9 protein-coding genes are annotated in these 10,813 nt (G+C 67.9%); 8 read left to right on the forward strand and 1 reads right to left on the reverse strand.

What is annotated here, in order from left to right; genetic code table 11:
* Window positions 1-587: SCO2400 family protein (locus ACVNF4_RS25625; protein ID WP_461805233.1), on the reverse strand; the 587-nt coding region annotated here is incomplete at its 3' end.
* Window positions 588-799: 212 nt separating this feature from the next.
* On the opposite strand from ACVNF4_RS25625, the gene ACVNF4_RS25630 reads away from it, so the two are divergent.
* From ACVNF4_RS25630 to ACVNF4_RS25665, 8 genes are all read left to right on the forward strand, one after another.
* A complete protein-coding gene (locus tag ACVNF4_RS25630) occupies window positions 800-1,957 on the forward strand; it encodes a mandelate racemase/muconate lactonizing enzyme family protein (RefSeq protein ID WP_461805234.1) in 1,158 nt (385 codons plus the stop codon).
* Window positions 1,954-2,958, forward strand: a complete 1,005-nt coding sequence (locus ACVNF4_RS25635; RefSeq protein ID WP_461805235.1) for a zinc-dependent alcohol dehydrogenase — start codon at window positions 1,954-1,956, stop codon at window positions 2,956-2,958. Before ACVNF4_RS25630 ends, ACVNF4_RS25635 begins: the two co-directional genes overlap by 4 nt.
* Window positions 2,959-3,108: 150 nt before the next feature.
* Entirely contained in the window at window positions 3,109-4,077 is a 969-nt protein-coding gene (locus ACVNF4_RS25640) for a hypothetical protein (protein WP_461805236.1), read from the forward strand.
* 81 nt (window positions 4,078-4,158) lie between these two features.
* Entirely contained in the window at window positions 4,159-5,265 is a 1,107-nt protein-coding gene (gene chvE, locus ACVNF4_RS25645) for a multiple monosaccharide ABC transporter substrate-binding protein (protein WP_461805237.1), read from the forward strand.
* 32 nt (window positions 5,266-5,297) lie between these two features.
* A complete protein-coding gene (gene mmsA / locus ACVNF4_RS25650) occupies window positions 5,298-6,848 on the forward strand; it encodes a multiple monosaccharide ABC transporter ATP-binding protein (protein WP_461805238.1) in 1,551 nt (516 codons plus the stop codon).
* The gene (mmsB, locus tag ACVNF4_RS25655; RefSeq protein WP_461805239.1) at window positions 6,845-8,092 is read left to right on the forward strand and encodes a multiple monosaccharide ABC transporter permease; all 1,248 of its coding nucleotides are present in this window, start codon (window positions 6,845-6,847) and stop codon (window positions 8,090-8,092) included. The genes mmsA and mmsB overlap by 4 nt, the downstream gene beginning before the upstream one ends.
* A 57-nt stretch (window positions 8,093-8,149) precedes the next feature.
* The gene (locus ACVNF4_RS25660) at window positions 8,150-9,331 is read left to right on the forward strand and encodes an aldose epimerase family protein (RefSeq protein ID WP_461805240.1); all 1,182 of its coding nucleotides are present in this window, start codon (window positions 8,150-8,152) and stop codon (window positions 9,329-9,331) included.
* Between the two features lie 159 nt (window positions 9,332-9,490).
* Window positions 9,491-10,813 (forward strand): pyridoxal phosphate-dependent aminotransferase (locus ACVNF4_RS25665; protein WP_461805241.1); only part of this gene is annotated, 1,323 nt, incomplete at its 3' end.

Raw genomic sequence — 10,813 nt, forward strand, 5'->3', positions numbered from 1 at the left:
GAGCCGCAGGGTGAGGATCTGGAACGGCCGCAGCGCGAACCGCACTTCAGCCCCCGACACGTCCAACGGCTCTCGCCGCCCGCCGCCGCGGGGTTGCCGGAGGAGGAGCCGGGGGCGTCCGTGCCGAGTTCCGCGAGGCCCACTCCGCCCGTCAGGAGGATCACGCCGGCCGCGATCAGCGCGGCACGGCGGCGGCGTCTTCGGTGCGCGGACGCCTTGCGATCGCGACGGCTCGCTCCGGACGCCGGGTGCGCGTCCTCGTCGTCGGCGCCGGCGTCGTCGTCCCCGGACGTCGCAGAGGCCCCCGGCGCGGGTGCGGGTGGGGTCGGAACCGGGTTCATGACCGATTCTTGACCCGGGTGGTACCCGTACGACTCGGGTCGCACCGGGTAGCCGTCGGACTGCGCCTCGTAGGGCCCGGAGGGGGTCCCGTAGGTCTCGGGTATCGCCCCGTACGACTCCTGAGCCACATCCCCCTGCTCCCCGTGGCCCGCGGAATACGCGCGTAGGGACTCGGCGGAGGCGCCGCAGCCAGGGCAGACGAGTGCGCCGTTCAGATGGCGTCGGCAGGAGTGGCAGTAGTCCATGACGCGGGAAGACTAGGTTCCCGACACGTGGAGTTCCTAGAGGAGTGTGTGGAGGTTTCGTGGGAACAGGCGATCGAAACCCGTCCGGCGCGATCGAAACTGTCGAAACCGTTATGCGTTCGCCCCATTGACACTCCCCTCACGCCGTCCTTACTGTCACGCCAGCATTTCGAACGTGTGACGAAATCTCGAACAGCTGAAGGGTAACTTCCGTGCGTATCACCGGAATCAGCACACACGTGGTCGGGACGCCATGGCGCAACCTGACCTACGTGCAAGTGCACACTGACGAAGGGATCACCGGAGTCGGCGAGACCCGGATGCTGGGCCACACCGACGCACTGATCGGTTACCTGCGCGAGGCCGAGGCAAACCACATTCTCGGCTCCGACCCGTTCTCGGTGGAAGACCTCGTACACCGGATGAAGTACGGGGACTACGGGCGGGCCGGCGAGATCGTGATGTCGGGCATCGCGGTCGTCGAGATGGCCTGCTGGGACATCAAGGGCAAGGCCCTCGGCGTCCCCGTCTGGCAGCTGCTCGGCGGCAAGGTGACCGACAAGGTCAAGGCGTACGCCAACGGCTGGTACACGACCGAGCGGACCCCTGAGGCGTACCACAAGGCCGCGCAGGGCGTGATGGAGCGCGGGTACAAGGCGCTCAAGATCGACCCGTTCGGCACCGGCCACTTCGAGCTGGACCACCAGCAGACCCTGTACGCCGTCTCGTTGATCGAGGCCGTGCGCGACGCGATCGGCCCCGACGCCGAGTTGATGCTGGAGATGCACGGCCGGTTCTCGCCGTCCACCGCCGTACGGCTCGCCAAGGAGCTCGCGCCCTTCAAGCCCGCGTGGCTGGAGGAGCCGTGCCCGCCGGAGAACCTGAAAGCTCTCGAAAAGGTCGCGGAGAAGGTCGACATCCCGGTCGCGACCGGTGAACGCATCCACGACCGCATCGAGTTCCGCGAGCTGTTCGAGAGCCAGGCCGTCGACATCATCCAGCCGGACGTCGGCCACATCGGCGGCATCTGGGAGACCCGCAAGCTCGCGGCGACCGCCGAGACCCACTACGTCCTGGTCGCCCCGCACAACGTCGGCGGGCCCGTCCTGACCGCCGCCTCGCTCCAAGTCGGGTTCACCTCCCCGAACTTCAAGATCCTGGAGCACTTCAACGACTTCGCGGACGCGGAGATCAAGAAGATCGTCAAGGGTGCGCCCGAGGTGATCGACGGGTACTTCCACCTGTCGGACAAACCCGGTCTCGGCGTCGAGTTCGACGCGGACGCGGCGGCCGAATTCCCGCAGCAGCAGGCCCGGTTCGACCTCTGGGCCGAGGGCTGGGAGCAGCGCAAGCCGAAGGGCGCGAAGTGAGCACGCAGGTTGTCGTCCAGGCGCCCGGCGAGCACCGGGTGGAGCCGCACACCCCGCGCGAACCCGCGGCCGGCGAGGCGCTGGTGCGGGTCCACGCGACCGGCATCTGCGGCAGCGACCGCGAGGTGTACCAGGGCAACCGGCCCGAGGGGTACGTCCGTTACCCCCTCACGCCGGGGCACGAGTGGTCCGGGACGGTCCAGGCCGTCGGTGCCGGGGTGCCTTCAACTCTCGTAGGCCGCAAGGTCGTCGGGGAGGGCTTCCGCAACTGCCAGGTGTGCGACCGGTGTCACGCCGGGGAGACCACGCTGTGCACGGACGGCTACGAGGAGACCGGGTTCACGCAGCCCGGCGCGATGGCGACGACGCTGACGCTGCCCGCGCGGTTGCTGCACGTCCTGCCGGACGACGCGGACCTGACCGCCGCCGCGCTCCTTGAGCCGGCCGCCTGCATCGCGGCCGCCGCGATCAAGGCGAACGCGCTGCCGGGTGAGCGGGTGGCGGTCGTCGGGACCGGGACGCTCGGGATGTTCGCCGTTCAGTTCCTGAAGGCGGGCTCGCCGGCCGAGCTGCTCGTCGTGGGGACGCGCGGGGACCGGGAGGCGCTGTCGCGGCAGTTCGGCGCGAGCGACTTCCGGACCAGGGACCAGGAGCTGCCGGACGACTTCGACGTCGTCATCGAGACGGCCGGTTCGGCGTCGGCGGCGCGTACCGCGGCCTCGCTGCTGAGGCGCGGAGGGCGGCTGGTGCTGACCGGGATCCCGGCGGCGGGGGCGGACGGGCTCGACCCGACCGACCTCGTCGTACGGCAGCTGGAGGTGCACACCGTCTTCGGGGCGCCGCCGGACGCCTGGTCGCACACGGTGCGGGTGTTCGGTGCCGGGCTCCTCGATCCGCTGCCGCTGGTCACCCACGAGCTGCCGCTCGCGGAGTTCTCCGAGGCGATCGAGCTGGTCGGCTCCGGGGATCCGAAGGTCGGCAAGGTCCTGCTGAAGCCGTAGCTCCCCAGTCGTACGCCGGTACGGGGGCGATCTGTTGGTCTCCGTACCGGCGTACACCCAGTAGGTCTCAGGCAGGACCGCGTCACCCCGTACCCCGAGCCGCGAACCTCGTCCGAAATACCGAACATCCAGGACAACGAAGGAAAGCTTGTGACCGACGCTTCCGTTCCGGCAGCCCGTCGTCCCGGTGAGCCCGTGCTCACCGCGCTCGGCCTGGGTGCGCCCGCCCTCGACCCCGCCGACGCCTCCGCCCACTCCTTCCCGGGCGGTGGCCGCTGGCGCACCGAGGTCCCTTCCTGCGAGGGTCCCGAAGCGCTGGCCGTCATCCTGAAGGAGGCCTCCCGCCTCGACGTCCCGATCCACCGGATCAGCCAGGGCAGCGGCGTGTGGATGCTCTCCGACGCCGAGATCACCGAGATGGTCGAGGCGACCGCCGAACGCGACATCGAGCTCTGCCTGTTCACCGGCCCGCGCGGCACCTGGGACATCGGCGGCTCGACACGCACCGACTCGCGCGGCGGCGGCCTGCGCGCCCGGGGCCACGACGCGGTGGCCGGGTGTGTCGAAGACGCCGTCCGGGCAACGGAGTTGGGCGTCAAGTGCCTGCTCGTCGCCGACGAGGGCGTGCTGTGGACGCTGCACCGCGCCCGCGAGGCGGGCATCATCCCGGCCGACACGACGCTCAAGGTGTCCGCGCTGATCGGCCCGGTCAACCCGGCGGCCTACGCGGTCTACGAGCGGCTCGGCGCCGACTCGGTGAACGTGCCCAGCGATCTGACGCTGGATCACCTCACCGAGATCCGGCGGGTGTCGGGCGCACCTATGGACATGTACATCGAGGCCCCCGACGATCTCGGCGGTTACATCCGGATGTACGAGGTGGCCGAGCTGATCCGGCGCGGCGCACCGCTGTACCTCAAGTTCGGTCTGTCCAAGGCTCCTTCGATCTATCCCTGGGGCAACCATCTGCGGGACATCACGCTGAACACCGCCCGGGAGCGGGTGCGGCGCGGCCGGCTCGCCCTGGACCTGCTCGCCCGGCACGGCGCGGACGGCGACATGGCGCCGCTCGGCTCCCGGCTGCCGGGAACGCTCAACCGCTTCCCGACCGGGGACTGAGCAGACGCACAACCGCTTGCACGACCCGGCGCCTGACGGGGACGCCGGTCTCTCAACGACGAGAAACAAGGATTGATCACCATGCGCAACCGCAGAGCCGCGTTCGCCGCCATAGCCGGCGCCGCCTCCCTCGCCCTGACCCTGTCCGCCTGCGGCCAGAGCAGCGAGGGCGGCAGTGACGAGAAGACCGGGGACACCAAGGGCGCCCTGGTCGGTATCGCGATGCCGACCAAGTCGTCCGAGCGGTGGATCGCCGACGGCGCGAACGTCGAGAAGGACCTCCAGGCCAAGGGCTACAAGACGAAGCTGGTCTACGGCGAGGACAAGCCGGACCAGCAGGTCTCGCAGATCGAGACCCTCATCGCGCAGGGCGCGAAGGCGCTGATCATCGCCGCGATCGACAACAAGTCGCTGAACAACGTGCTCCAGCAGGCCGCCGACGCGAAGATCCCGGTCATCTCCTACGACCGCCTGATCCTCGGCACGAAGAACGTCGACTACTACGCGTCGTTCGACAACGAGAAGGTCGGCCAGCTCCAGGGCCAGTACCTCGTCGACAAGTTGGGCCTCGCGGGCGGCAAGGGCCCCTTCAACATCGAGCTGTTCGCCGGCTCGAACGACGACAACAACACCCGGTACTTCTTCAACGGCGCGATGAGCGTGCTCAAGCCGTACATCGACTCGAAGAAGCTGGTGGTCAAGTCCGGCCAGACCGAGCTGACCAAGGTCACCACGCTTCGCTGGGACGGCGCGACGGCCCAGCGCCGCATGGAGGACATCCTCACCTCGACGTACACCTCGGGCCGGGTCGACGCGGTGCTCTCGCCGTACGACGGCATCTCGATCGGCATCATCGCCGCGCTGCGCTCCGACGGTTACGGCTCCGCCGCGAAGCCGCTGCCGGTCATCACCGGCCAGGACGCCGAGATCGCGTCGGTGAAGTCGATCATCGCGGGCCAGCAGTCGATGACCGTCTTCAAGGACCTGCGCAAGCTCGCCCAGGTCGCCACCGACATGGTCGACGCCGAACTGAACGGCAAGAAGCCGGAGATCAACGACACCAAGTCCTACGACAACCGCACGAAGGTCGTCCCCGCGTACCTGCTGAAGCCGGTCAGCGTCGACAAGACCAACTGGGAGAAGGAGCTCGTGCAGAGCGGCTACTACCCGGCGGACAAGCTCAAGTAGGCGTCGGCTCCTAAGGATTGGAAGGCACGACCATGGCGGGACCCGTCCTGGAAATGCGCTCGATCGTCAAGACCTTTCCCGGTGTCAAAGCGCTCTCGGACGTCACACTGACGGTCCGTCAGGGCGAGGTCCACGCCATCTGCGGGGAGAACGGCGCCGGCAAGTCGACCTTGATGAAGGTGCTCTCCGGCGTTCATCCGCACGGGAGTTACGAGGGGGACATCCTCTTCGAGGGTGAGACCTGCGAGTTCAGGGACATCCGGGCGAGCGAGCACCGCGGCATCGTCATCATCCACCAGGAACTGGCGCTGTCGCCGTACCTCTCGCTGGCGGAGAACATCTTCCTCGGCAACGAGCATGCCCGGGGCGGGTTCATCGACTGGCGTGAAACCCTGCGGCACGGCACCGAGTTGCTGCGCCGGGTGGGCCTCACGGACCACCCGGACACCCGGGTCGCCGACATCGGCGTCGGCAAGCAGCAGCTGGTGGAGATCGCGAAGGCGCTCTCCAAGAAGGTGAAGCTGCTGATCCTCGACGAGCCGACTGCGGCGCTCAACGACGAGGACAGCGACAAACTCCTCGATCTCATCCTGGAGTTGAAGAACCAGGGCATCACCTCGATCATCATCTCCCACAAGCTCAACGAGATCCGCAAGGTCGCCGACTCGGTGACGATCATCCGCGACGGCCGGTCCATCGAGACGCTGGACGTGAAGGCGCCGGAGACCACCGAGGACCGGATCATCAACGGCATGGTCGGCCGGGACCTCGACCACCGCTTCCCCGAACGCAGCGCGTACGACGGGGAGGTGGGCGACGCGCCGGCCCTGGAGATCAAGGGCTGGACGGTCGGGCACCCGATCGACCAGCACCGCAAGGTGGTTGACGATGTGTCACTTCACGTGCGGCGCGGGGAGATCGTCGGTATCGCCGGCCTGATGGGCGCCGGCCGTACCGAGCTGGCGATGAGCGTCTTCGGCCGTACGTACGGGCGTTACTCCGGTGGCACGGTCCTCAAGGACGGCAAGGAGATCCGCACCAGGACGGTCTCCGAGGCGGTCGAGCACGGCATCGCGTACGTCACCGAGGACCGCAAGCACTACGGGCTGAACCTGATCGACACCATCAACCGCAACATCTCGCTGACCGCGCTGAGCAAGGTCGCGAAGCGCGGGATCGTCGACGAGCACGAGGAGCAGCGGGTCTCCGAGGGCTACCGCAAGTCGATGAACATCAAGGCGCCGACGGTGTTCGAGCCGGTGGGCAAGTTGTCCGGCGGCAACCAGCAGAAGGTCGTCCTCAGCAAGTGGATCTTCGCGGGTCCCGAGGTGCTGATCCTGGACGAGCCCACGCGCGGTATCGACGTGGGCGCCAAGTACGAGATCTACACGGTCATCGACCAGTTGGCGGCCCAGGGCAAGGCGGTCGTCTTCATCTCCTCCGAGCTGCCCGAACTGCTCGGCATGTGCGACCGCATCTACACCATGGCCGCAGGGCGGCTCACGGGTGAGTTCCCGCGGGCCGAGGCCACGCAGGAAGTGCTGATGCGTCAGATGACGAAGGACAAAGAGGTAACGCGATGAGCACCGACGTGACCGACAAGAGCCCGGCAGCGGCGCCGCCCGGCAAGGGCGGGGGTTCCCAAGCGGGCGGCAATCTGCTCCAGTTGGTGCTGAACGGCCTGCGCCGCAACATGCGCCAGTACGGCATGCTGATCGCGCTCGGCCTGATCGTCGTGCTGTTCCAGATCTGGACCAACGGCGACCTGCTGCTGCCGCGCAACGTCTCCAACCTGGTGTTGCAGAACAGCTACATCCTGATCCTGGCGATCGGGATGATGCTGGTCATCATCGCCGGGCACATCGACCTGTCGGTGGGGTCGATCACGGCGTTCGTCGGTGCCTTCGCGGCCGTGCTGACCGTGCAGCACGGTGTGTCCTGGCCGGTCGCGCTGGTGCTGTGCCTGGTCATCGGGGCGGTCGCCGGCGCCGTACAGGGCTTCCTCATCGCCTACTTCGGCATACCGTCGTTCATCGTGACCCTGGCGGGGATGCTGCTCTTCCGCGGGGTCACGGAGATCCTGCTGGAGGGCCAGACCCTCGGCCCGTTCCCCGACGGGCTCCAGAAGATGGGCAACGGGTTCCTGCCCGAGGTCGGTCCTGACACCAACTACCACAACATCACGCTGCTGTTGGGGTTCGCGCTGATCGCCTTCACGGTCCTCCAGGAGGTCCGGGACAGGAAGCGCCAGCAGGAGTTCTCGCTCGACGTCGTGCCGCGCAACCTGTTCCTGCTGAAGCTGGCCGCGATCTCCGCGGCGATCCTCTCCGTCACGATGCTGCTGGCCAGCTACAAGGGTGCGCCGAACATCCTGCTCATCCTCGGTGTGCTGGTGGTCGGTTACGGCTACCTGATGCGCAACTCGGTCTTCGGCCGCCACATCTACGCGATCGGCGGCAACCTCCCGGCGGCGAAGCTGTCCGGCGTCAAGGACAAGAAGGTCACCTTCCTTGTCTTCCTGAACATGGGCGTGCTCGCGGCCCTGGCGGGTCTGGTGGTCGCCGCCCGTCTGAACGCGGCCTCGCCGAAGGCGGGTCTGAGCTTCGAACTGGAGGCGATCGCCTCCTCGTTCATCGGTGGCGCGTCCATGAGCGGCGGTGTGGGTACCGTCCTCGGCGCGATCATCGGTGGTCTCGTCCTCGGTGTGCTGAACAACGGCATGAACCTCCTCAGTGTCGGCACCGACTGGCAACAGGTCATCAAGGGCCTCGCCCTGCTGGCGGCGGTCGGGTTCGACGTGTGGAACAAGCGCAAGTCCGGTTCTTAACCATCTCCGGGCCTCACCCCTAAGGGGTGGGGCCCCACCCTTAAGGGGAGCCGCAGAATGGAACTGAACAGACGCACGGTCATCGCGGGCGCCGCCGCGGCGGGTCTCGCCGCGACCACCCTCGGCGGAACGGCTGAGGCGAGCACGGGTACTACGGGTACGGGTACGGCCGGGGGCGGCCGGACGCCGACGAAGAAGCTGTTCGGCAAGCTCGCCGACGGCACGAAGGTGTACGTGTGGTCGCTGGCCAACGGCGGCACGAGGCTCCAGGTCCTGTCCTACGGCGGCATCGTGCACTCCCTGGAGACCCCGGACCGGCACGGCCACTACACGAACGTCTCCGCCGGGTTCGCCACCATCGAGGACTACGTCGCCAAGTCCCCCTACTTCGGCGCGCTGATCGGGCGCTACGGCAACCGCATCGACAAGGGCCAGTTCACCCTGGACGGCAAGAAGTACCAGCTGTCCGTCAACGACGGCGTGAACAGCCTGCACGGCGGCGCCAAGGGCTTCGACAAGCACGTCTGGAACGTCGAGCCGTTCGTGAAGGGCACGGACGTCGGCCTGCGCCTGTACTACACGAGCGTCGACGGTGAGATGGGCTACCCGGGCACGTTGAAGACGAAGGTGACGTACACGCTCACCAAGCACGGCGAGTGGATCATCGACTACGAGGCCACCACCGACAAGGCCACCGTCGTCAACCTCACGAGCCACGTGTACTGGAACCTCGCGGGTGAGGGCAGCGGCACGATCGAGAACCACGAGCTGACGATCGCCGCCTCCCGCTACACCCCGACCGACTCCGGCCTCATCCCCACGGGTGAGCTGGCCAAGGTCGCGGGCACCCCCTTCGACTTCCGCAAGACCAAGACCGTCGGCCGTGACATCCGCGCCGGCCACGCCCAGCAGATCCTCGCCAAGGGGTTCGACCACAACTGGGTGCTGGACAAGGGGATCACCGCGAAGCCGGTGCACGTCGCGACGCTGCGCGACCCGAAGTCGGGCCGCACGCTGAAGATCGCCACCGACCAGCCGGGGCTCCAGTTCTACTCCGGCAACTTCCTGGACGGCACCCTGACCGGCACCGGCGGCCACACCTACCGCCAGGGCGACGCGCTCTGCCTGGAGACGCAGCACTTCCCGGACGCGCCGAACCAGCCCAAGTTCCCGTCGACGACGCTGCGTCCGGGGCAGGTGTACCGGACGCGTACGGTGCACTCGTTCAGCGCGCGGTGAGCCCGGATCCGTCGAACAGGCTTTAGCCATACGGACGTTGCCCGCTGAAGACTCACAACTTCTTACCGATTTCTCAGTGGGTGAACAGCGCCGACGCGGTCTCCGTATGTAGGGGCGGCCCGTGCTTTCTCGCACGGGCCCGCCCACTACGGAGGTTCCATGGCCGACAACGTCACCTCGTTGTTCCGCAGCGCGACGGCGCACAGCCCGTCGATGGCGGCGCTGACGCGGGAGGGCGGGGAGGGCACCGGCCCGGTCGACTTCTGTATCCCGTGCAACCCCTACTTCCCGACGCCCGCGATGTTCGACGACATGGCGGCCCGGTTCCGCGACATCATCACGTACTACCCGAGCAGCGCCGAGACGATCACGTCCGAGCTGTGCAACCTCCTCCAACTCCCGCCGCAGGCCGTGGCGATGGGCAACGGCTCCACCGAACTCATCACCTGGATCGACCACTTGCTGGTCCGCGAGTCGCTCGCGGTGCCGGTGCCGACGTTCGGCCGGTGGACCGACCAGCCGATGGAGACCGGCAAGCGGGTCGACATGTTCCCGCTCCAGGAGGCCAACGGTTTCGTCCTGGACCTCGCCCAGTACGCGGAGTTCATCCGCTCCCGGGGCAGCAGGGTCGCGGTGATCTGCAACCCCAACAACCCCGACGGCGGCTTCCAGCACCGGCAGGCGCTGGTGCAGTTCATGGACTCGATGGCCGGCCTCGACCTCGTCGTCATCGACGAGTCGTTCCTGGAGTTCGCGGACGCCGAGCAGGAACCCAGCGTCGTCCAGGAGGCCATGCTGCGACCCAACGTCGTCGTCCTGCGCAGCCTCGGCAAGAACTTCGGGCTGCACGGCGTCCGGTTCGGCTACCTCGTCGCGAACCCCTCGCTGGCGGGCAGGATCCGCTCGATGCTGCCGAAGTGGAACCTCAACTCCTTCGCCGAGCACGTGGTGTTCATGCTGAAGGACCACGGTCCTGAGTACGCGCAGAGCCTGTTGCAGGTGCGCAAGGACCGGCTGGAGATGGCGAGTCAGCTCTCCGCGCTGCCGGGTCTGACGGTCTACCCCTCGCAGGGGAACTTCCTGTTCGTCCGTCTTCCGGTGGGAGCCGAGGGGACGGTGGTCCGGGACCGGCTGCTGACCGAGCACCGGATCCTGGTCCGGGAGTGCGGCAACAAGATCGGCTCCTCCAGCCGCTTCCTGCGGCTCGTGGTGCGCCCCCAGGTGGATGTGCGCCGTCTGGTGTCCGGGATGGAACAGGTGCTCTACGGGACCCGTAAGGGGAATCCCGTACCCGAGCTGGCCCCCGCGGTGGGCTACAGCTCCGGTACGGCCGCGGTCGACCGGCTGGTCACGAACGGCGCCGGCATGCAGGGACTTGCCGCTCAGGCCCTCGCGGCCGGCGCCCCGGCTCCGATGGCGGCGGCCGTCGGAGCCGGATTGCCGATGCAGGCGCCGATGACGCCGTTGCCGGCGGCGACGCCG

The sequence above is a fragment of the Streptomyces sp. S6 genome (assembly GCF_054880855.1).

Bases quoted from the DNA above. Each gene is read 5' to 3' on its own strand.
- chvE (WP_461805237.1), top strand. From the start codon at position 4,159: ATGCGCAACCGCAGAGCCGCGTTCGCCGCCATAGCCGGCGCCGCCTCC.
- mmsA (WP_461805238.1), top strand. From the start codon at position 5,298: ATGGCGGGACCCGTCCTGGAAATGCGCTCGATCGTCAAGACCTTTCCC.
- mmsB (WP_461805239.1), top strand. From the start codon at position 6,845: ATGAGCACCGACGTGACCGACAAGAGCCCGGCAGCGGCGCCGCCCGGC.
- ACVNF4_RS25660 (WP_461805240.1), top strand. From the start codon at position 8,150: ATGGAACTGAACAGACGCACGGTCATCGCGGGCGCCGCCGCGGCGGGT.